The organism is Mucilaginibacter sp., from assembly GCF_028288205.1.
Taxonomy (GTDB): Bacteria; Bacteroidota; Bacteroidia; order Sphingobacteriales; family Sphingobacteriaceae; genus Mucilaginibacter.
The window spans coordinates 35,032-56,102 of sequence record NZ_JAQBOD010000064.1; the positions used below are offsets into that span (position 1 = coordinate 35,032).

The 21,071-nt window shown below is 39.5% G+C and carries 22 protein-coding genes; 11 read left to right on the forward strand and 11 right to left on the reverse strand.

Going from position 1 to position 21,071, the window contains the following annotated elements; genetic code table 11:
• Positions 1-101: 101 nt before the first annotated feature.
• Positions 102-1,124, forward strand: coding sequence for an aldo/keto reductase (locus tag JWR23_RS16995; RefSeq protein ID WP_299517572.1), 1,023 nt, complete (start codon positions 102-104; stop codon positions 1,122-1,124).
• Positions 1,125-1,167: 43 nt separating this feature from the next.
• Here the strand turns inward: JWR23_RS16995 and JWR23_RS17000 are convergent, their stop codons facing one another.
• Positions 1,168-1,533 (reverse strand): DoxX family protein, encoded by a 366-nt coding sequence (locus tag JWR23_RS17000; RefSeq protein WP_299517574.1) that lies wholly within the window; start codon positions 1,531-1,533, stop codon positions 1,168-1,170.
• Positions 1,534-1,633: 100 nt separating this feature from the next.
• Between JWR23_RS17000 and JWR23_RS17005 the strand changes: the two genes are divergently transcribed.
• Positions 1,634-2,014 carry a helix-turn-helix domain-containing protein gene (locus JWR23_RS17005; RefSeq protein WP_299517577.1) on the forward strand — a complete coding sequence of 127 codons (381 nt, stop codon included), beginning with the start codon at positions 1,634-1,636 and terminating at the stop codon, positions 2,012-2,014.
• Here JWR23_RS17005 and hemH read toward each other — a convergent pair whose 3' ends face one another.
• The 8 genes from hemH to JWR23_RS17045 all read right to left on the reverse strand — a co-directional run bounded on the left by hemH (position 2,015) and on the right by JWR23_RS17045 (position 9,267).
• The gene (hemH, locus tag JWR23_RS17010; protein WP_299517579.1) at positions 2,015-3,031 is read right to left on the reverse strand and encodes a ferrochelatase; all 1,017 of its coding nucleotides are present in this window, start codon (positions 3,029-3,031) and stop codon (positions 2,015-2,017) included.
• Between the two features lie 97 nt (positions 3,032-3,128).
• Positions 3,129-3,980: a 4-hydroxy-3-methylbut-2-enyl diphosphate reductase gene (locus JWR23_RS17015; RefSeq protein ID WP_299517582.1), complete on the reverse strand. Its 852-nt coding sequence runs from the start codon at positions 3,978-3,980 to the stop codon at positions 3,129-3,131.
• Positions 3,981-4,000: 20 nt separating this feature from the next.
• A complete protein-coding gene (locus JWR23_RS17020) occupies positions 4,001-4,651 on the reverse strand; it encodes a carotenoid biosynthesis protein (protein WP_299517584.1) in 651 nt (216 codons plus the stop codon).
• A complete protein-coding gene (locus JWR23_RS17025) occupies positions 4,630-5,718 on the reverse strand; it encodes a glycosyltransferase family 2 protein (RefSeq protein ID WP_299517587.1) in 1,089 nt (362 codons plus the stop codon). Before JWR23_RS17025 ends, JWR23_RS17020 begins: the two co-directional genes overlap by 22 nt.
• Positions 5,715-6,338, reverse strand: a complete 624-nt coding sequence (locus JWR23_RS17030) for a 1-acyl-sn-glycerol-3-phosphate acyltransferase (protein WP_299517590.1) — start codon at positions 6,336-6,338, stop codon at positions 5,715-5,717. Before JWR23_RS17030 ends, JWR23_RS17025 begins: the two co-directional genes overlap by 4 nt.
• 11 nt (positions 6,339-6,349) lie before the next feature.
• Entirely contained in the window at positions 6,350-6,973 is a 624-nt protein-coding gene (locus JWR23_RS17035) for a lysophospholipid acyltransferase family protein (RefSeq protein WP_299517593.1), read from the reverse strand.
• Entirely contained in the window at positions 6,970-7,788 is an 819-nt protein-coding gene (locus tag JWR23_RS17040) for an alpha/beta hydrolase (RefSeq protein WP_299517596.1), read from the reverse strand. Before JWR23_RS17040 ends, JWR23_RS17035 begins: the two co-directional genes overlap by 4 nt.
• Positions 7,789-8,052: 264 nt before the next feature.
• Positions 8,053-9,267, reverse strand: coding sequence for a glycosyltransferase N-terminal domain-containing protein (locus JWR23_RS17045; RefSeq protein WP_299517599.1), 1,215 nt, complete (start codon positions 9,265-9,267; stop codon positions 8,053-8,055).
• 64 nt (positions 9,268-9,331) lie between these two features.
• Between JWR23_RS17045 and JWR23_RS17050 the strand changes: the two genes are divergently transcribed.
• From JWR23_RS17050 to JWR23_RS17070, 5 genes are read left to right on the forward strand one after another with little or no spacing between them, the layout of a single operon-like run.
• Complete coding sequence (locus JWR23_RS17050; protein ID WP_299517601.1) at positions 9,332-10,642, forward strand: UDP-glucose/GDP-mannose dehydrogenase family protein; 1,311 nt, start codon at positions 9,332-9,334, stop codon at positions 10,640-10,642.
• Complete coding sequence (locus JWR23_RS17055) at positions 10,642-11,625, forward strand: UDP-glucuronic acid decarboxylase family protein (protein WP_299517602.1); 984 nt, start codon at positions 10,642-10,644, stop codon at positions 11,623-11,625. Before JWR23_RS17050 ends, JWR23_RS17055 begins: the two co-directional genes overlap by 1 nt.
• The gene (galE, locus tag JWR23_RS17060; RefSeq protein ID WP_299517604.1) at positions 11,625-12,647 is read left to right on the forward strand and encodes a UDP-glucose 4-epimerase GalE; all 1,023 of its coding nucleotides are present in this window, start codon (positions 11,625-11,627) and stop codon (positions 12,645-12,647) included. Before JWR23_RS17055 ends, galE begins: the two co-directional genes overlap by 1 nt.
• A gap of 17 nt (positions 12,648-12,664) precedes the next feature.
• Entirely contained in the window at positions 12,665-13,717 is a 1,053-nt protein-coding gene (rfbB, locus tag JWR23_RS17065; RefSeq protein ID WP_299517607.1) for a dTDP-glucose 4,6-dehydratase, read from the forward strand.
• A complete protein-coding gene (locus tag JWR23_RS17070) occupies positions 13,718-14,461 on the forward strand; it encodes a CpsB/CapC family capsule biosynthesis tyrosine phosphatase (protein WP_299517609.1) in 744 nt (247 codons plus the stop codon).
• 31 nt (positions 14,462-14,492) lie between these two features.
• Here JWR23_RS17070 and JWR23_RS17075 read toward each other — a convergent pair whose 3' ends face one another.
• Positions 14,493-15,734 (reverse strand): ABC transporter permease, encoded by a 1,242-nt coding sequence (locus JWR23_RS17075; RefSeq protein WP_299517611.1) that lies wholly within the window; start codon positions 15,732-15,734, stop codon positions 14,493-14,495.
• A 110-nt stretch (positions 15,735-15,844) separates the two neighbouring features.
• On the opposite strand from JWR23_RS17075, the gene JWR23_RS17080 reads away from it, so the two are divergent.
• On the forward strand, positions 15,845-16,357 hold the full coding sequence (locus JWR23_RS17080; protein ID WP_299517613.1) for a DUF3347 domain-containing protein: 513 nt from the start codon (positions 15,845-15,847) through the stop codon (positions 16,355-16,357).
• 90 nt (positions 16,358-16,447) lie between these two features.
• On the opposite strand, the gene JWR23_RS17085 is transcribed toward JWR23_RS17080, so the two are convergent.
• Complete coding sequence (locus JWR23_RS17085) at positions 16,448-16,801, reverse strand: iron-sulfur cluster assembly accessory protein (protein ID WP_299517615.1); 354 nt, start codon at positions 16,799-16,801, stop codon at positions 16,448-16,450.
• 92 nt (positions 16,802-16,893) lie between these two features.
• Between JWR23_RS17085 and JWR23_RS17090 the strand changes: the two genes are divergently transcribed.
• The 3 genes from JWR23_RS17090 to dnaA all read left to right on the forward strand — a co-directional run bounded on the left by JWR23_RS17090 (position 16,894) and on the right by dnaA (position 20,775).
• Complete coding sequence (locus JWR23_RS17090) at positions 16,894-17,424, forward strand: hypothetical protein (protein ID WP_299517618.1); 531 nt, start codon at positions 16,894-16,896, stop codon at positions 17,422-17,424.
• Between the two features lie 5 nt (positions 17,425-17,429).
• On the forward strand, positions 17,430-18,977 hold the full coding sequence (locus tag JWR23_RS17095) for a methylmalonyl-CoA mutase (protein ID WP_299517621.1): 1,548 nt from the start codon (positions 17,430-17,432) through the stop codon (positions 18,975-18,977).
• Between the two features lie 370 nt (positions 18,978-19,347).
• A complete protein-coding gene (gene dnaA, locus JWR23_RS17100) occupies positions 19,348-20,775 on the forward strand; it encodes a chromosomal replication initiator protein DnaA (protein WP_299517623.1) in 1,428 nt (475 codons plus the stop codon).
• Positions 20,776-21,071: the final 296 nt, after the last annotated feature.

A 21,071-nucleotide genomic window follows, 5' to 3' on the forward strand; every position in this document is an offset into this window, starting at 1 on the left:
TAGTGTCACTAACAATGAACCTATTTGTAATTGTCAATTCCCTTCGTTATTGAATGTCAATTAGAATTTTATTAATAAATTTGTTTAAATAAAGATCTATCATGAACTACAAGTTATTAGGCCGGTCAGGCCTAAAGGTTTCTGAACTTTGCCTGGGCACAATGGGTTTTGGTACAGAGGCCGGATGGGGTGCCGACAAAGAAACCAGCTTTGCCATAATGGATGCCTTTGCAAATGCAGGAGGTAATTTTTTAGATACGGCAAATGTTTACAAACTGGGTACCAGCGAAAAAATAATAGGCGAGTACGTACATAACCATAACAGGGATTACTTTGTGCTGGCTACTAAATACTCATTAAAGGATAACATGACCAACCCCAATGCATCGGGCAATAACCGGAAGAACATGATGCGCAGTGTAGAGGAAAGCATGAAACGCTTAAAAACCGACTTTATTGATGTACTATACTTACACATTTGGGATGATATTACCCCGATTGATGAGGTAATGCGTGCCATGGACGACCTGATACGGCAGGGAAAGGTAAACTATGCGGCCATAAGCGATACACCTGCCTGGGTGGTAGCCCGGGGTAATACTTTGGCCGAGTTAATGGGTTGGAGCCAATTTGTGGCCCTGCAGGTAGAATATAGCCTCATACAACGCACTCCCGAGCGCGAATTGATACCTATGGCCAAACATTTTGGGATGACGGTTACACCATGGGCGCCATTGGGTGGCGGTGTACTAAGCGGCAAATACTTACGTGGCGAACAGGGCCGCATTAAACCCGAAAGCAAACGACTGGATGAGCGCAGCGTAAACATAACCAAAGCCGTTGTTGCTATTGCTGATGAACTGGGTGTATCGGCAAGCCATGTAGCATTGCAGTGGGCCATGAGTCAGGGGTTTTCGTCTATTCCGATTGTAGGCGCAACCAAAATAAGTCAGCTGGAAGATAATCTGAAAACTATTAATGTTATTTTAAGTAAAGAACATCTGCAAAAACTGGATGAGGTAAGCGCTATAGACCTGGGTTTCCCCGGCGAGTTTTTTAAAGAGGACGCTGTGAAAATGAATTCCTTTGGCGGGTTTTATGATAGGGTGGAGAAGCGAAATTAATCAAGCTTACAAAGTTGTTAAACTTCGTAAGCTTGAATTACATTTATACTGCTTTGTTCATTTTATGATAAGTAATATAAGATACGATTAATATTCCCATAATAATAACAGGCATAATACGCATACTTACAGGATCGCCTGAAGCGGTGTGTGCAATAAAAGCAGAGATAAATACAATAGCGAATGCTGCATAGGCCCATTCTTTAAACCTTACTGCAACAGGCGCCAGTAATAAAATTGCCCCAATCAATTTGCATATAGCCAATTCAACTCTAAAATAATCAGGATATCCCAAATGATGAAATCCCTTCACCACAGTATCTTGTGTTAAATAGGCATAGGTAGAGAACATCATCATTAATGCCACTATTCCGGTAGTTATCCAATAAGTAATTTTTAAGGTTTTCATTTCTGTTTTTTTATTTCAAAAGTAGATATCTTTACTATCGTTTATATACTACTATCCTAAAGGATAGTAGTATCCTTTAGGATAGTTAATTAATTAGCATATGGAAAGTAAGGCCGACAAGATTATACATAACAAAGAAACTTGTAATACAAACGTAACTGCTGTTAGAGACACATTATATGTATTAAACGGTAAATGGAAACTGCCCATGATAATTGCATTAACGAATGGCCCAAAGCGATTTAATGAAATACAACGCGCATTGGGAGATATTACGCCTAAAATATTATCCAAAGAGTTAAGGGAGCTTGAGTTAAATGAGTTTGTGGTACGCAAAGTTTCTTCAACAGTACCCGTTTCTATAACGTATGAGCTTACACCTTACAGCAAATCACTTGAAAAAGTATTGGAAGAATTGAAAAATTGGGGGATAGAGCATCGCGAAAGAATTATAGCCAGCAGGCGGCAACCTGCGGCCTGATTACCCCCTCGCCATTTTCTCTAAAGCATCAATAAACATTGGCGAGTCGTTTAAACTCTCTACCAATTGTACATGCTCGCCGCCTAAGGCGCGAAATTCGCCGCCATATTCTTCGGTTACCTCATAAACTGTTTCCAGGCAATCTGCAACAAAAGCCGGGCAAAATACCAATAGGCGTTTCTTGCCTTCGTTGGCTAATTTGGCTACAATTTGACTGGTATAAGGCTGTACCCATGGGTCATTACCCAAACGCGATTGAAAACAAACGGTATATTTTTCTTTAGGCAGGCCCATCTTTTCGGCAATCAGGCGCGCCGTATCATATGATTGTGCAGAGTAGCAAAATTTATTGGTGTCATTCAGCGTATCGCAGCAGCCATCAACCTGCAGGCAGTAATTGTGGGTATGATCGCATTTTTTTATTTGTCTTTGTGGCAAACCGTGAAAGCTAAATAAAACATGATCGTAAGTTTCAGGCTGATATTTCAGGCCGTTGTTGGCAAAGGTTTCTATCATCAATTCATCATCATGAAACGAATTGATAAAAGAAATATCAGGAATAGTTTGCCAGCCTTTAACCAGCTCCATCACCTTATCATGCACAGAACCGGTACTTGCCGATGCATATTGAGGAAACAAGGGGATAACCGTAATATCACTAACCAATGCATCCTTTAACCGTTGCAAAGCCGACCCGATAGACGGGCTTTGATAGCGCATAGCCAATTCAACCTGGTACTCATTACCTAAACGGTCCTGCAATGCCTTATGTTGTAGTTTACTGTAATGCAATAGAGGCGAGCCGGTTTCGTCGCTCCATATTTGCTGATATAGTTTGGCTGATTTTGGCGCCCGGAACGGTACTATAAGGCCCTGCACCAAAAATGTACGCAATAACGGGTTAACATCTATTACCCGCGGATCCATTAAAAACTCGTTTAAATATTTCCTTACATCCGCAGTACTTGGACTATCCGGTGTTCCCAGGTTAACTAATAGAATTCCTTTTTTAGCCATAATTAAGTCCGCAAAAATAACAAAAAACCCCCTAACCCCCTAAAGGCGGAATTTTATTACAAGAAAATTAGATTAGCAAATACAATTGCTCAGGGGGCTAATACCTCTCCAACTCGGCTTTCACTTCTTCCATCAGCCACATAGGCGTAGAAGTTGCCCCGGCTATACCCACTTTATCGCCGGGAGCGAACATGGATTGTTGTAACTCACTGGTAGAAGAAATAAAATAAGTATTTGGATTATGCTTGCGGCAAACCTCGAATAGTACCTTTCCGTTTGATGATTTTACACCGGACACAAACACAATTTTATTAAAGTTCTTTGCAAATGCAGGCAGGTCCTTATCGCGATTTGATACCTGGCGGCAAATAGTATCATTGGCATTTAACTCATAGCCGCGCGCGGTTAGTTCTTCCTTTACCTGGTAAAACTTTTCCATGCTTTTGGTGGTCTGGCTGTAAAGCGTAATGTTTTGCGGCAGTTCGATATTATCCAGTTCGGCAATATCCTGGAAGACCAGCGCCTCGTTGTTGGTTTGTCCTTGCAGACCAATAACCTCGGCATGGCCATGCTTGCCAAATATTAATATCTTCTCTTTAGCATCAAATGATGTTTTTATGCGGTTTTGCAGTTTCAACACTACCGGGCATGAAGCGTCTATCAGGGTAATATTGTTTTCTAACGCGGTGCGGTAAGTGTCAGGTGCTTCGCCATGGGCGCGGATCAGCACTTTTTCGTTATGCAGATTTTTTAATTCCTGGTGGTCAATAATGCGTAAGCCGCGGGCCTTTAAGCGCTCCACTTCTTCATCATTATGCACAATATCGCCTAAACAATAAAGGTAGCCATCCTCCTCTAAAATATCCTCTGCCATATCAATAGCATAGATCACCCCAAAGCAAAAGCCCGAATCTTTATCTATAGTAACCTGTAACTGATATGAGCCCATTGTAATACAAATTTACACCATTAGTATGATAGTAGCGCCAAAAAAAATATAAACTGACTAACCAGTAACACGGCACCCACCATACTTTGCTTTTTAAACCGGGATATTTCAAATATAGAAAGCAGCACCAGTCCTATAATAAACCAACATACATAATTTGTAATTGGGATAGTATTGCCTGCCCAGTGCCAATAATTAAATTTAACGGCTACGGGCTCTATCACAGCATCCAGCAAAACCAATATTAGCGCGCCCACCGGCACACGCACCCAAACCGGTTTGATGCGGCTTTGTTGCAAGAGTACCCCGGTAGAGTAGATCAATAAGAACCAGTTAACGCCAATTATTAGCGGAACAGCGTCAAACTTTAAACCCAATACATCTCCATAAACATAATTGCCAAATATCATCCGGGTGTGTACGCCTATCCATTCAACCGCAAAACCGATAATAAATATAAACGCAAAGAAAAGTGCGAATTTTGTGTTGAACCGGTTATGGGTAAAGACGAGGATCAGCATCATCAGCAATAAATGGTATGGCACTAATTGCAGGAAAAACGGTCGTGAAAAATTTATGGATAAGCCTATCAGCCCAACTAAATGAAATACTATAATTAGCCTAACCGCCCGGGCCGTATACCTTGAATTTATATTCTGCGGCCTTTCCATATAATGGTTTTAGTTAGGTGCCTTTGTATAGCCAGGAAAGCAATAAGTGTTAGGCTAAGCATTTGCAGGGGGTGCAAAATAATATTGTACCATGCATTTTGCCCGGCAGATAACGAGATCATGATACGGGTAAGTATAATTAAACCGGCCATAAAAAATATCAGCTGAAAATTAAGCGTTATCATTACCATCATTGGGCCGCCAATAATGAATACAATATAAATTAAAAACCAGAGTACATTATAACTAAATGCAGCCAGGAAGTTTTTGCTGAACCCGTTTACCGCATCTGTATAGTTTTTATACATACGGCAATTTACCATCCCGTTAGCCATTAATGCTTCGCCGTTGTAGCCCGAAGCTTTAACCAAACGCATTATTTCTACATCCTCTACAACTTTGTCTTTTACCTGTTCGTGCCATAAATTGCTGCGATAAGTTTCGGCATCAAACAGCATAAACTGACCGCTTGCAGCGGCAACTGAATAATTTTTAACCAGGTATATTAAACGCAAGGGCAATAAATTCAATAAAATATAATGCATTAAGGGCACTACCAATTTTTCGCCGATAGTTAGCATTTGCTGGTTAGCAAACAGGCTTAACAGCGCCAGCTTTTGCATATACATGCGATGAATGGCACTATTTATTAAACCCTTGCTCATTTGTTCATCGGCATCAATAAATAAAAAGAAGTTGCCGCGGGCCTGCTCTGCTAATTGATGACAGGCATAGTTTTTACCCAGCCAGCCACGGGCCAGGTTATCGCCCTTTATAACACGAAAATTGGAATGGGCCGCGGCGAAAGCAGTGCAAAGCCCGAAAGTACGGTCGGTTGAGTCATCATCTAAAATTATAACCTCGTAGTCTTGATAATCTTGTTGATGGATGGATTGAAGCAAGTTTAAAATATTTTCTTCTTCGTTACGTACGGGTATTAAAATAGAAACCATATCATTATACGGCCTGTTTACACGGCGAAGTTTAGGATCTGAAATAAAATTGAACAACGTTACCGCAAAACGCAGAATAATGAAAAAAAAGGTAATGGCTATTACAATTATCATTGTATAACTATTTGCGTTTGTTGCTGATGTGATGCGGTGTAATGTTGCTGATAGGCACCTTGTAGTTCGTCTATAGTTGTAAAATTATCATCCGCGGTTTTTAAATAAATATAAGCAACCGGATGCTTATGCTCAAAGTTTTCAATAAATGTAGCAGAAAATATAGTTTGAAACTTACCGGCTGCCTGTTTAATTATTTTCATTATGCCTTTTTCAAAGTCTACCCCGGTAATAAAGTTAGAGTAAAGTTTACCTTGCGGGAAAATAAGCACAAGGTTACCCGGCTCGTTTAAAAGTTGCGCGGCGTAGTTAAGCGATTCAATTATACCTCTCGATTTTTTATTAATAGAAAAAGCGCCGCCATATTTCAAAATAGGTATACGTTTAGAAGTTCGTTCCAGCAGCATAATGTGAAAATTCTTTTTAAATACTTTACAATTTACCCAATATAGCAGAAAGCCATCCCAAAAACCACAATGATTGGCAATTAATAAAACCGATTTGTTTTTATTGATATCAATAGCATTAAAGTTGATGTTGTTAAAATGCCTGCGAATTATCCAATGCACATAAATATGAAAGGCCCGGCGGATAATGTTATTTTTCTTTGGATAGATCACACGGCGATAATTTAATGCGCTACGTTTACCTGGTCTTTAAGCGCTTGCTGGTGGAAGGTGTTTATGTTTTTAACCAACTCATCAAAGGGCACTTCGCCGGCTACGCCGCAATCATATAAATGAATATAGGCAGATGGCTTAAAGCTTTCAAAATAATCAATTAAAGCGCAGGCATATACAACCTGGCAGGGGCCTTTTATTTGTTTAATTATACGATCAATCCCTTTTTCAACATGCACTGTTGTAGTATGATTGGAGTAAAGTTCGCCCTGTGGAAATATTACCACCAGGTTCTCCGGGTTTTCCAGTAAATGAGCGGCATAGGCTAATGATGTTATCATTTCTCTCGATCCCTTTTTTAACGAGAAAGCTCCTATATAATTAAAGTAAAAATGTTTTTGAAACTGGTCATGCTGCATCATGATATGGAACTTTCGGTTTAAATTAGTGCCTGCCATATAGTTGCCAAATATCCCATCCCACCAGCTGAAATGATTGATGAGCAATAACACAGAATGACCCTCTTTTACCTCGAAAGGCATAGGTTTAATAAGCTTAAAATTTCTGTTTATCCACCACCTTGCGCAATGGGTAGACAGGTAGCTGGCAAATTTATTTCGGCGCGAGGGTGTCATATCTCAAATTTAGCTAAATATTCATCAAGCGCGGGTATAACCAGCCAATGCCCTAATGGCAACTCATGTACCTCTGCATTGTTCAGTTTTTGTATAAATGGCAATGCCGCGGTTTTTGGGAATAAATGGTCATGCTCACCAAATATTAATTTACAGGGTATTTGGTAGTAATTTATCAGGCCTGCAATTTTGTCTGTGTCTGGTTTAAGCATACGGATAAGATTAAGGGTATAATAAACATCCAAACGCTTTTTCGGCGTATCCATTTCGCTATAAGCTATCTTGTACAAATTTTCATCAATAAACCCTATTTTTTTAAGGGTATTCAGCATTGTAGTTGCCAGCCATTTGCTTTGGGTTACGTGTTTAAAAAACCACCGGCCAACAGGCTGGTGAATTAAAAAATGAAGGCCCTTATATACCGATAAGCCATCAGGAGCCATTAAAATTATTTCATCAATCAGGTCGGCATATTCTTCAACCAGTATCAGCGCCAACTTAGCGCCGATAGAATAACCCATTACCGAAAACCGCTGCCTGCCATACAGTTTAAACCATTCTTCAATATAATTACGTACCATTGCCCGGGGCATTCCGGCCAAAATTTGTTCTTGGGTCCAACCATCCAACTTGCTTTCATTATGAAAAAAATGATCGAAGCCATAAACATGATATTGTTGTAAAACAGATCGTTCCAATACATGAAATTGTTTACCAGTCATGCCATAACCATGAAAGGCCAGCATGGGTTTTTTGCCAGCGCCATATTCATGAAAATGCACTTTACCCAAACCGGCGAGATGTAAAAAACCCATTAAGCAATAATAAGGATAATGCCGAATATTTGAGAAAATTACTCACCGTGTCCGGGCAAATGCATTAAAATTTATTTAAACATCTTTTAACCCGTACCAATCTATACGGGGCTGTATAGTTTAAATACAGCTAATTTTAAAAAATAAGATTACTGACAAAAAGATTTTATAAGTACAGGTAGGTCAGGTGGGGTCAGGTGGGGTCAGGTAGCTCAGGTCGGTTCAGTGTATCCATAGCGCCCGAAAATATGCTATGAAAAATATTTACAAAGATACAGTCTGCCTTACATGCCCCATAATAACAGCTGTGGCTCCTACATGCTCTTCCACATAACTTTTTGATTTTTTACTTACAGCATTATAATAGGTCTCATCATTAATCAAAGCGGCAACAATCTTTTTCAATTCGCGGTCGTCGGCTATGCTAAAACCCGCGCCAAGTTCAATCAGATCCTTCGCTTCTTTAAACTTAGCATAATTAGGGCCAAATATTACCGGCAAGCCAAATGCAGCTGCCTCTAAAGTATTGTGTATGCCTGCGCCAAATCCACCGCCTATAAAAGCTATATCGCCATATTGATATAGGGATGATAACATACCAATGTTATCGATTATCAAGATTTGAGATTTGAAATTTGAGATTTTAGAGAAGCGCGCAGTAGAATTTTCAGGCAATAAGCTTATCAGTTTATTGATCTTATCCTCACTGATTTCATGCGGAGCGAAAATAAATTTCCAGTCGGGGTATTGAGTAACTAATGTAGCTGCCAACTGTTCATCAGCGGGCCAGGTACTGCCGGCAATGAATAGCTTTTGATTATTTTTAAATTCGCTGATAACTGGTAGTTGTTTGGTATCCTGTGCATTGGCCCAAACTCTGTCAAAGCGGGTGTCGCCGCTAACAGTTGCATTGGTGATATTAATAGATGCTAATAATTGAATTGATTGCTCATCCTGCACAAAAAAATAACTTACAAACCCAAGCATTTTACGGTGCAGGCCGCCGTACCATTTAAAAAATACCTGGTTTGGCCTGAATATGCCCGATATGATGTATAAAGGTACCCCCCGCATATTCAGTTCATTAAAATAATGATACCAATACTCGTATTTGGTAAATATAGCCAGTTTAGGGTTTATGGCTTTAATAAATTCTTGTGCGTTTTGTGCAGTATCCAGCGGTAAATAATAAACGGCGTCGGCCAATGGCGTATTTTTCCTTATTTCATAACCCGACGGGGAAAAGAACGTAATAACAATTTTGCTTTGAGGATATAAACTCCTGAATTTTTCTAAAACCGGGCGTCCCTGCTCAAACTCGCCAAGCGAAGCGAAATGGAACCATATACTTTGCTCAAAGTGGGTGTAAATAATATGTTGGCGCCCCTTTATCCACAGCCCGGCTTTTTTATTAAAAAAAGAAAATAGTAATATTAATAGGTAGTAGATGCGTAACCCAAGGTTATATAATAATAACATTTTAAATACGAAATCAGTATCTTCGCCGGGATAAATATAACAACAATAAAAACAATATACTTTTGTGAAAATAGCCGTAGTAGGAACAGGATACGTAGGCCTGGTAACAGGAACTTGTTTGGCCGAAACCGGCAACCAGGTTATCTGTGTTGATATTAATGAAAGTAAAGTAAAGATGATGCAGGAGGGCAAACTGCCCATTTATGAGCCTGGTTTGGAGTTGCTTTTCCATCGTAATATAAACCAGGGACGGTTGCATTTTACCAATGACCTTTCGGCAGCAATTGCAGAAGCTAAAATTATATTCCTGGCATTACCCACCCCTCCTGATGGCGATGGGTCGGCAGATCTGAGCTATGTGCTGGGCGCCGCAAAAGACATTGCTAATTTGATTACAGAGTATAAGGTTATTGTAACAAAATCAACTGTTCCGGTTGGTACGGCAGATAAAATTACCGCCGTACTAAATGAGCATACCCATATTGAATTCGCGGTAGTATCAAATCCTGAGTTTTTGCGGGAAGGCGTGGCGGTTGAGGATTTTATGAAACCCGACCGGATTATTATAGGAACAATGGACGAGCGTGCCCGTAAGTTAATGAGTGAGATTTATTCGCCATACGTTCGCCAGGGAAACCCCATTATTTATATGGATCAGCGCTCATCCGAATTGACAAAATATGCAGCCAACTCATTCCTGGCAACCAAAATATCATTCATGAATGAGATAGCAAATCTTTGCGAATTGGTTGATGCCGATGTAGATATGGTTAGGCGTGGTATGGGTGCTGATGATCGTATAGGCCGTCGGTTTTTATTTTCGGGTATTGGTTACGGCGGCAGCTGTTTCCCCAAAGATGTGCAGGCGCTGGCCCTATCAGCAAAAGAGCATAGCTACGATTTTAAAATATTAAATTCGGTAATGGATGTTAATGACATCCAACGGAAAATATTGGTTGAAAAGGTAAGGAAATATTATAATGGCGATCTGAAAAATAAAAAGTTTGCTATTTGGGGCCTTGCCTTTAAACCAGAGACAGACGACATTCGTGAGGCACCGGCATTATATATTATTGATGAATTATTGAAAGAAGGCGCGTCGGTAACGGCGTTCGACCCTGAAGCAATGACAAATGCAAAAGGCCTGATTGGAGATAATATAAATTATGCTGCCAATCAGTACGATGCTTTAACAGATGCAGATGCTTTATTAATATTGACGGAATGGTCGGTATTTAGAAACCCTGATTTTGACCAGTTATCCGACCTTTTAAAATCGAAGGTTATTTTTGACGGACGTAATTTATACGATATCCAGAAAATGATAGATTGCGGATTTTACTATAACAGCATTGGAAGGAAAATAGTAAGTTAATGGCACGTAAACGCATATTAATTACCGGTGCAGCCGGCTTTTTGGGCTCACATTTATGTGATAGGTTTATTAAGGAAGACTATCATGTAATTGGTATGGATAATTTAATTACCGGCGATCTGCGCAATATTGAGCATTTGTTTAAACTGGAAAATTTTGAATTTTATAACCATGATGTTTCCAAATTTGTATACGTGCCCGGCGAGTTAAATTATATTCTGCATTTTGCCTCGCCTGCAAGCCCAATAGATTATTTAAAAATACCTATCCAAACTTTAAAAGTAGGCTCATTGGGCACCCATAACCTGTTAGGTTTGGCAAGGTCGAAAAACGCGCGAATGCTGATTGCTTCCACATCCGAAGTTTATGGCGACCCAAATGTTAACCCACAGCCCGAAGAATATTGGGGTAACGTTAACCCGGTTGGGCCACGGGGAGTGTATGATGAGGCTAAGCGTTTCCAGGAAGCTATTACTATGGCTTACCATACCTTTCATGGGTTAGAAACGCGTATAGTACGTATATTTAATACTTATGGCCCGCGTATGCGCCTGAACGACGGACGTGTATTGCCGGCTTTTATTGGCCAGGCTTTACGGGGCGAACCATTAACCATGTTTGGTGACGGGTCACAAACACGTTCATTTTGTTATGTTGATGATCTGATAGAAGGCATCTATCGTTTGCTGCATAGTGATTATGAGCAGCCAATGAACATAGGTAATCCGGATGAAATTACTATCCGCCAGTTTGGAGAAGAAATTATAAAGCTTACAGGTACAGACCAGCAATTAATAAGTTTGCCTTTACCTACCGATGATCCGAAGCAACGCAGGCCCGATATTACAAAAGCTAAAAGTATTTTGGGCTGGGAGCCTAAAGTTTCAAGAAGTGAGGGACTGAAAATAACTTATGAGTATTTTAAGTCATTGCCCGAAAAAGAAATTCTGCATAAAGATTTTACTTATTATAACAAAAACTAATGGCAAAGATATTAGTAACAGGAGGCTTGGGTTTTATAGGTTCGCACACGGTTGTTGAGCTGGTAAATGCGGGTTATGACCCTGTTATTGTTGATGATCTTTCAAATTCAGATCCTAAAATACTCAATCAGCTTGCTAAAATAATCGGGTATAAACCGGCATTTTATAAGCTTGATCTTTGTAACGAGCAAGGTGTAAAAGAGCTGGTGAAAAAAGAGCCGGATATTACCGGTATTATACATTTCGCTGCATTTAAAGCTGTTGGCGAATCGGTGCAGTTTCCTTTAAAATATTATCGCAATAATTTTTACTCGTTACTTAACATATTAAATGCATATTACAGTAAGCCTGTAAATTTTGTATTTTCATCAAGCTGCACAGTTTACGGGCAACCAGATAGTTTGCCGGTTACAGAAAATGCCCCTGTAAAATCTGCAGAGTCGCCGTACGGAAATACAAAACAGATAGCAGAAGAGATGCTAAAGGATATGTCAGCTGCTGGCAGTAATTATAAGGTAATTGCTTTACGTTACTTTAATCCGGTAGGCGCCCATGAAACAGCGTTAATAGGCGAGTTGCCTATTGGTGTGCCACAAAACCTGGTGCCGTTTATTACGCAAACGGCTATTGGCAAACGCGAAAAAATAACGGTATTTGGCAATGATTATAATACACCGGACGGAAGTTGTATACGTGATTATATTCATGTAGTTGACTTAGCCAAAGCGCACGTAGCCGCGCTAAAGTTAATGGAAACAAAAGGATTTACCGGTTATGATGTTTTTAATATTGGTACAGGTAAAGGCAGTTCGGTGTTAGAAGTAATAAAAGCTTTCGAACAAACAACCGGAATTAAATTGGCGTATACAATAGGGCCGCGCCGTGATGGAGATATTGAAAAGGTTTGGGGCGACGTTACCAAATCAAAAAATGTTTTAAAATGGCAAACCGAACTTGATCTGGATGCAATGATGCAATCTGCCTGGGAATGGGAAAAATACATTGCCCAAGACCCTTTATAACAGTATAAAAAATAAGTATGAAGAAAATTATCATTACCGGCGGAGCCGGTTTTATAGGTTCACACGTGGTACGCCGGTTTGTAAAGAATTATCCGGAATATAGCATTATCAACCTGGATAAATTAACCTATGCAGGTAACCTGGCAAATTTGAAGGACATTGAAAATGCTCATAATTATAGGTTTGTAAAGGGCGATATAGTTGATATGGCTTTCATTAATCAATTATTTATTGACGAGCAACCTGACGCGGTGATACATCTGGCAGCCGAATCGCACGTTGACCGTTCTATAACTAATCCGCTGGAGTTTGTAATGACCAACGTAGTTGGTACAGTAAATTTATTAAATGCCGCACGCGCGTGCTGGAAAGGCAACTATGCCGGCAAGCGGTTTTACCATGTATCAACCGATGAAGTATATGGTACTTTAGGTGAGGATGGGATGTTTACAGAAGAGACCGCGTATGATCCGCATTCTCCTTATTCTGCATCAAAAGCAAGTTCTGATCATTTTGTCAGGGCATATTTTGATACTTATGGTTTAGATACCGTTATCTCTAACTGCTCCAATAATTATGGATCTTTTCATTTCCCCGAAAAATTGATACCCCTTGCCATACATAATATTAAACAAAAAAAACCTGTCCCGGTATATGGCAAAGGTGAGAATATACGAGATTGGTTATGGGTTGAAGATCATGCCCGTGCCATTGACCTGATATTCCATAAAGCAAAAACCGGAACAACCTATAATATTGGTGGCCATAACGAATGGAAAAACATAGACCTTATAAAAGCGTTATGTACTATAATGGATAAAAAGATAGGCAGGGCAGACGGAGAATCTGAACAATTAATAACTTTTGTTACAGACAGGGCCGGTCATGACCTTCGCTATGCAATTGACGCCTCAAAACTTAAAAATGAGTTGGGTTGGGTGCCAAGCATTACCTTTGAGGAGGGTTTGGAAAAAACAGTTGATTGGTATTTAGCAAATGAGGAGTGGTTAACTGATGTTACATCCGGCCATTACCAGCAATATTATACCGAACAATACAACGATCGATAAATGTTTAATTTTTTAAAAAAAAAAGAAGCCGGGAAAGATGTTTCTTTCAATTACGAATCCGTCGTAGTTGATATGCATTCGCACGTTTTGCCTGGTATTGACGATGGGGCGCAAAACCCCGAAGAGTCTATCTTTTTGATTAAAAAAATGATGGAGTTGGGAATTAAAAAGATAATCGCTACCCCTCATATCATGGTCGATTTTTATAGAAATACGCCCGAAACAATTAACGAAGCGCTTGAAATACTGAAAGCCGAATTAAAAAAGCAGGAAATTGATATAGAAATTGAAGCTGCAGCCGAGCATTATTTTGACGAAACTTTTGAAAAACGCGTAGAAGATAAGCGGTTAATGACAATGGGGGATAATTATGCGCTTTTTGAATACTCATTTATAAGCCCGCCCCCTAATGCGTTTTCGGTTATACAAAAAATGATTGAGTGGGGCGACTATAAACCCATATTAGCACATCCCGAAAGATATACTTATATGGATACAGAGGCTATGGCAGTTTTGCGTAGCTGGGGCTGTAATATGCAAATGAATACGATATCATTAACCGGATATTACGGTAAAGATGTAAAGAAAAAGGCCGAGGATATGGTAAACATGCAATTAGTTGATTTTATTTCGAGCGATATGCACCATCCGCGTCATGCCCAGGCATTTAAGGATGCATTAGCTATGCCACTCCTGAAAAAAATATTATTTGATTATCCGCTTAAAAATATAATGCTGAAGTAGAAGAATCCTGATTCTTACATCTTGATTCTGGTTATTCATATCTCAATGCCTCAACCGGGTCAAGTTTGGAGGCTTTTTTAGCAGGATAAGATCCTGATAGCAACCCAATCAGGGTACATAATCCTATAGCAGCAAACAGCCAAAGCCATGGCACAATAAATTTACCACTAATTTGTATGGCAATGAGGTTACCAACCGCCATGCCAAGTATAATACCCCCTATGCCCCCTATTAAACATATCACAATAGCTTCTATTAAAAATTGCTTACGTATTACAGCGGGGGTAGCACCAATTGCTTTACGGATACCAATTTCGCGGGTGCGCTCAGTTACAGAAACCAGCATAATATTCATTAAACCAATTGCTGCGCCAATTAAGGTAATTATACCAATGGCAAAACCGGCAATCGTCATCCCGCTTAACTGACCGGCCAACTGTTGTTGTACAGAATCACTGCGGGTAATTTCAAAATTATCTTTATTAGCAACAGTAAGGCCACGTATGTTTCTAAAAAGGGATGTGGCTTCCCCAATACTGGCATCAAATCCGCCTGCCGTATTTACCATTATAGTAATAGCAAATGACGGATTTGAAATTGCCGCTATTTGTTTAGCTTTAAGTATTGGTATGGTACAAAGCCTGTCGCCGCCCATACCTGCGCTTGATCCTTTTGGCGCGAAAACACCAATCACCCTAAATTTATTAGAACCAACAAAAATTGATTTGTTAATAGGATCTTCATTTTTAAAGAGCTTGTTTTTTAGCTCGTTGCCAATAATTACAACATTGGCGCCATGTTCTAACTCGGTTTCTGAAAAATTGCGCCCAAAAGCTAATTTATAGCCATTGGTTTGCAAATAGTTTTCATTGGTACCGGTTACTGTAATATTAGGGTTGGTTTTTTCACTGCCGTATTTTGCAATGGCGATGCCCGATATATCCAGGTTTATAGCAATTAACGCAGGTAGTTTAAAGGCTTCCCTAAAATGCTGGGCCTGGTCATACCGTATTGAAGGGTAAATTTTTCTATGCCCGCCGTTACCAAAATTTACCCCCGAACCACGATTTTGTATAGTAAATGAATTTGCCCCAAGGCTTGAAAAAGCGTCGGTAGTATATTGTTTAATACCTTCAATAGCAGTTAAAATGCCCACCAAAGCCATAATGCCAATAGCGATGATAAGTGAGGTAAGCGAAGTACGCAGCCTGTTTCCTGCTATAGATTGTAAAGCTATCGAGATGTTTTCTTTAAGAGTGGTTTTTACCGGCATGGTATAAATATAAAAAACTTAGTGATATGACTAACCTGTATGCCAATTTGTTACACTAACCCGTTACAATTAATAAGATATGCTTAAATTTACCTTTTATTTTATACAACATGAAAATTATAAAGCTAACCTTGCTTTCAATTTTATTATTGGCAGCAACTATAAAAGTAAAGGCCCAAACAGCCGCCGCAAATATTACTTTAAACAATATAATTACAGCCTACTTAGATATAAAGAGCGCATTGGCTGCTGATAACAGTACGGCTGCGCAGGATAAGGCCAAAGTTTTAAATACGCAAATAAACGCCGTGTTGGTCAATGATCTAACTGCTGCTCAGCAAAGTGTATGGAAAAACTATGCTGATAAACTAAGTTTTGATAGCAGGCACATGAGCGAAACGAAAGCGATCGACCATCAGCGCGAGCACTTTGCATCTTTGTCAAAAAACTTGTATACAGTTATAAAAGATTTAAAAATAAACAGCTCTGTGCTTTACTGGCAATATTGCCCTATGAAAAAAATGTCATGGCTAAGCGCGACATCAACCATAGAAAATCCTTATTATGGAAAAGCAATGCCGGATTGTGGTAGTACAAAGGAAACTTTAAAAGCAGCTAAGTAAAAGCATCAGGAAGCTTAAACAAAAAGAGTCAGGAAATAAGAATTGTTTAAAATCTTATTTCCTGACTCTTTTTATTTAAATATATATGTTTTATACCGCAAACGAGGTTCCGCAACCGCAGGTGCTTGCCGCGTTAGGATTATCAAAAGTAAAACCACGCGCGTTCAAACCATCCTGGAAATTTATCTGCATACCCATTAAATACATGCCGTGCGCTTTATGCATAAAAACACGGAGGCCATTGATCAAAAATTCCTGATCGCCATCTTTTTTCTGGTCAAAGCCTAATACATAGCTCATGCCAGAGCAGCCACCACCTTCAACGCCAATACGCAGGCCAAAATCGTCACCAATTTCTTGCTGATCTCTTAATTTATACAATTCTTTAACGGCGCCTTCTGTAAGGGTAACCGGTGCAGGTGCAATTTCAACAGCAGTACTCATCTTATTTTTAATTATCTACACAAATATAAGGTAAAATGCGGATTTTTGTTTCTGTCGCGTTATTTATGACCTGCACCTAACATTAAACATACATGGTACTATATCCTTATTTATTAGATATTATAAAATATACAGTTTCCGGTCTTGGCGTTGTGTGGATAGCATTTTATTTACTAAAGCCTTATCTTGACCGGTCAGAAAACATGCAACTCGTCGAGCTTAAAAAAACCATAAGCAGCCAAACGCTGCCATTACGGTTACAGGCATATGAGCGGGTGGTATTGTTTATTGAGCGAATTAATCCGTCGAATCTGCTTATCCGGTTAAATAATCCCGATTACTCGGCTGCCGAATTATATATGTTAATAGTTGCCGAATTGCGTAACGAATATCAGCATAACGTTACCCAGCAAATTTATGTGAGCAGTAATACCTGGGCAGTAGTAAAAAGGTTAAAAGACGAAACTCTGGGCATAGTGAATAACGCCATAAAAGTATTACCCGAAACAGCTACCGGGCTTGAATTAAGCAAAACCATACTCGCGTACATAAGCCAATCAGAAAATAATCCATATGATATTGGCCTCAGCCTGATCCGCAAGGAACTGGAAGAATTATTTTAGAAGCTATGGCTGGTAAAAAACGAACAACCACATCAGGCATTGAAATTAAGGAGGTGTATACTACGCCTTCTTCAATGAATGAATTGCCCGGCGAGTTTCCGTACACCCGGGGTATCCAAAAAGATATGTACCGCGGTAAACCCTGGACCATGCGCCAATACGCTGGTTTTTCTACCGCCGAAGAATCGAACAAACGTTACCATTATTTATTGAGCCAGGGTACTATGGGCCTGTCGGTAGCTTTTGATCTGCCAACGCAAATAGGTTATGACTCTGACCATGAATTGGCCGAAGGCGAGGTTGGCAAGGTTGGTGTAGCTATTGATTCATTAAAGGATATAGAGATTTTGTTTGATGGGATTGAGTTGAAGGACATCACCACCTCCATGACCATTAATGCTACCGCGCCAATTTTATTGGCTATGTATATCGCGTTAGCAAAAAAGCAGGGGGCAGATCTGCAGCAACTATCGGGCACCGTGCAAAATGATATATTAAAGGAGTACGCGGCAAGAGGCACCTACATTTACCCGCCCGGGCCATCCATGCGGCTGATAACCGATGTGTTTGAATATTGCAGCAAGGAAGTACCTAAGTGGAACACTATATCTATATCAGGCTATCATATTCGCGAAGCGGGATCAACCGCGGTGCAGGAACTGGCATTTACCTTAGCCAATGGTAAAGCATACTTAAAGGCTGCGCTAACTAAAGGATTGGATATAAATGTGTTTGCTAAAAGGCTATCCTTCTTTTTTAACTGCCATAATAATTTTTTCGAGGAGATAGCCAAGTTTAGAGCCGCGAGGCGGATGTGGGCACATATAACTAAAGAGTTGGGAGCGACGGATGCCGGGGCGCAGAAACTACGCTTTCATACCCAAACCGGTGGCTCAACCTTAACCGCCCAGCAACCCATGAATAACATAGTACGGGTAAGTAACCAGGCATTGGCCGCGGTATTAGGTGGTACACAATCATTACATACCAATGGTTATGACGAAGCTATAGCCCTGCCAACCGAAGCTGCCGCCAAAATTGCCTTGCGCACGCAACAGATCATCGCTTTTGAAAGCGGAGTAACTGATACCGTTGACCCATTAGCGGGTTCATACTTTATAGAAGCGCTTACAGACGAACTGGAAGCCGCGGCCCAACAATACATTGATAAAATTGACGCTATGGGCGGTTCGGTAAAAGCTATTGAGCAGGATTATATTCAGCAGGAGATAGCCAACTCGGCTTACCAATACCAAAACGAGATTGAAAGCGGCGAAAAAGTAATAGTAGGTGTAAATAAGTTTACGCAGGAAGAAGCACCGCTAACCAATGTATTTAGGGTAGATGACGCTATACGCAAACATCAAATAGAAAAAATTACCACTTTAAAGGACGAAAGAGATAACCGGGCTGTTATAATTTGCGTACAACAGTTGAAAGACGCGGCAGTCGGAAAGGAAAATCTGATGCCTTATATATTAGCAGCGGTTGAAAACTACGCCACTCTGGGCGAAATTGCTGATACGTTACGCGCGGTTTTTGGTGAGTTTTAAAACTAACAGGAGTAAAATTAAAATCTACCGAAATAATGGGAGTTCTTAAAATTAGTGTAATACTATCTTCTTGTTAAGAAGATATGAAGTCAAATTTTTTGAGGTAATTAATAATAAACCTGCTAAATCTGCATGAAACGCAATGTTTACTATTAAAAAGATTATAAATGACGTTTAGGTCATGCGTAATATAACTTTTTATCTTTAAAATTACACAATAGCGAATGTATTTTTTTTGATATTTATTTTCATAAAAAGTGAAAAATAAATTTTTTAATTCGCTTTTTTTCTGAATATTCGATGTTCCGTAGCAGCCCCAATAAATATGTCGCTGGGGGGGTGTAAATCAACATTTTACTAAAAATCACATATGGAAAAAACTTGTACTAACGTTTGGAATAGCTGCCTCTTTATAATAAAAGACAACATACCGGCACAAAGCTTTAAAACCTGGTTTGAGCCGATTAAAGCTTTACGTATAGAGGGTAGCGTTTTAACAATACAAGTTCCTAGTTTATTCTTTTACGAATGGCTTGAAGAACATTACGTTCAGTTACTGCGTAAAACAATTAAAAAACAATTGGGTGATGATGGACGTTTGGAATATAACATAGTTGTAGAGCAATCATCAACTAGCAAACCATATACAACTAATATGCCTTCAAACGGAAATGGCGCAGAGTCAAAAAATCAGTCTATGCCTATCCCTATTTCTATAAATAAGGATATTAAGAACCCGTTTGTAATACCCGGTTTAAAGAAACTGAATGTAGACCCGCAATTAAACCGCCAATATACCTTTGAAAACTTTGTTGAGGGCGATTGTAACCGCTTAGCACGATCTGCAGGATATGCTGTTGCAGCCAAACCGGGCGGCACTTCGTTTAATCCGTTAATGATATATGGCGGCGTAGGGTTAGGTAAAACTCACCTGGCACAAGCCATTGGTAATGAAATTAAACGGTCATTACCGGATAAACTGGTACTATATGTATCATGCGAGAAATTTACACAGCAATTTGTTGATGCCCTAAAGCATAATAATATAAATGATTTTGTGAACTTTTACCAGGCTATTGATGTGTTGATCATGGACGATGTACACAACTTTGCAGGCAAAGAAAAAACACAGGATTTCTTTTTCCATATTTTCAATCACCTGCATCAATCAGGTAAGCAACTAATTATTACATCAGACAAAGCACCAAAGGACCTTGCCGGTTTAGAGGAGCGTTTGCTTTCAAGATTTAAATGGGGCCTTTCTGCCGATCTGCAAATACCTGATCTGGAAACCCGCATGGCTATCCTTAAAAATAAAACTTACCAGGATGGCATTGAGCTGGGCGATGATGTAATAGAATACGTAGCGCATAATATTGATAATAACGTGCGTGAATTGGAAGGGGCAATGGTTTCGCTATTGGCACAATCAACCCTTAACCGTAAAGAGATTGACCTGAACCTGGCCAAGCAAATGCTGAAGAACTTTGTAAAAAATTCTTCGAAAGAAATTTCAATGGAGTATATCCAGAATCTGGTTTGCGAGTATTTTGAAGTGCCTATTGAAATGGTTAAATCACAAACCCGCAAACGCGAAATTGTGCAGGCCCGCCAAATATCTATGTACCTGGCTAAGGCACATACCAAGAGTTCATTAAAATCTATCGGTCACTTCTTTGGTGGCCGCGATCACTCAACCGTTATCTACGCTTGCCAAACAGTAGAAGACTTAATTGATACCGACAAAAAATTTAAAGGTTACGTAGCAGATATACAGAAGAAGCTAAAAATGTCGTAAAGATAATATCCCCTCAATATTGAACGCCATTGTGATTATTTACAATGGCGTTTTTTATGCTTATCTTTTGTATAACTATTTACTATTTAATGTGTTTAGCGATTAGATTTTAATTTCAAAATATGATGGCAAAAACGGATGGCTAAAGTGGCTGTGACCGTCATGCAATATATATACCATTTAAACAGCAAGCCCCTTAACCATATTAAACATATGCTTGCTGCTTAATTTTCAATCGCTAAACGCGTTAATTTAATAGTTAGTTTATTTGTCAATGAGTTAACATGATTGATTTT

What these genes read in the sequence shown, in the direction of transcription:
- JWR23_RS16995 (WP_299517572.1), top strand. Translation starts at nt 102, where the DNA reads ATGAACTACAAGTTATTAGGCCGGTCAGGCCTAAAGGTTTCTGAACTT.
- JWR23_RS17000 (WP_299517574.1), bottom strand. Translation starts at nt 1,533, where the DNA reads ATGAAAACCTTAAAAATTACTTATTGGATAACTACCGGAATAGTGGCA.
- JWR23_RS17005 (WP_299517577.1), top strand. Translation starts at nt 1,634, where the DNA reads ATGGAAAGTAAGGCCGACAAGATTATACATAACAAAGAAACTTGTAAT.
- hemH (WP_299517579.1), bottom strand. Translation starts at nt 3,031, where the DNA reads ATGGCTAAAAAAGGAATTCTATTAGTTAACCTGGGAACACCGGATAGT.
- JWR23_RS17015 (WP_299517582.1), bottom strand. Translation starts at nt 3,980, where the DNA reads ATGGGCTCATATCAGTTACAGGTTACTATAGATAAAGATTCGGGCTTT.
- JWR23_RS17020 (WP_299517584.1), bottom strand. Translation starts at nt 4,651, where the DNA reads ATGGAAAGGCCGCAGAATATAAATTCAAGGTATACGGCCCGGGCGGTT.
- JWR23_RS17025 (WP_299517587.1), bottom strand. Translation starts at nt 5,718, where the DNA reads ATGATAATTGTAATAGCCATTACCTTTTTTTTCATTATTCTGCGTTTT.
- JWR23_RS17035 (WP_299517593.1), bottom strand. Translation starts at nt 6,973, where the DNA reads ATGACACCCTCGCGCCGAAATAAATTTGCCAGCTACCTGTCTACCCAT.
- JWR23_RS17040 (WP_299517596.1), bottom strand. Translation starts at nt 7,788, where the DNA reads ATGGGTTTTTTACATCTCGCCGGTTTGGGTAAAGTGCATTTTCATGAA.
- JWR23_RS17045 (WP_299517599.1), bottom strand. Translation starts at nt 9,267, where the DNA reads ATGTTATTATTATATAACCTTGGGTTACGCATCTACTACCTATTAATA.
- JWR23_RS17055 (WP_299517602.1), top strand. Translation starts at nt 10,642, where the DNA reads ATGGCACGTAAACGCATATTAATTACCGGTGCAGCCGGCTTTTTGGGC.
- galE (WP_299517604.1), top strand. Translation starts at nt 11,625, where the DNA reads ATGGCAAAGATATTAGTAACAGGAGGCTTGGGTTTTATAGGTTCGCAC.
- rfbB (WP_299517607.1), top strand. Translation starts at nt 12,665, where the DNA reads ATGAAGAAAATTATCATTACCGGCGGAGCCGGTTTTATAGGTTCACAC.
- JWR23_RS17070 (WP_299517609.1), top strand. Translation starts at nt 13,718, where the DNA reads ATGTTTAATTTTTTAAAAAAAAAAGAAGCCGGGAAAGATGTTTCTTTC.
- JWR23_RS17075 (WP_299517611.1), bottom strand. Translation starts at nt 15,734, where the DNA reads ATGCCGGTAAAAACCACTCTTAAAGAAAACATCTCGATAGCTTTACAA.
- JWR23_RS17080 (WP_299517613.1), top strand. Translation starts at nt 15,845, where the DNA reads ATGAAAATTATAAAGCTAACCTTGCTTTCAATTTTATTATTGGCAGCA.
- JWR23_RS17085 (WP_299517615.1), bottom strand. Translation starts at nt 16,801, where the DNA reads ATGAGTACTGCTGTTGAAATTGCACCTGCACCGGTTACCCTTACAGAA.
- JWR23_RS17090 (WP_299517618.1), top strand. Translation starts at nt 16,894, where the DNA reads ATGGTACTATATCCTTATTTATTAGATATTATAAAATATACAGTTTCC.
- JWR23_RS17095 (WP_299517621.1), top strand. Translation starts at nt 17,430, where the DNA reads ATGGCTGGTAAAAAACGAACAACCACATCAGGCATTGAAATTAAGGAG.
- dnaA (WP_299517623.1), top strand. Translation starts at nt 19,348, where the DNA reads ATGGAAAAAACTTGTACTAACGTTTGGAATAGCTGCCTCTTTATAATA.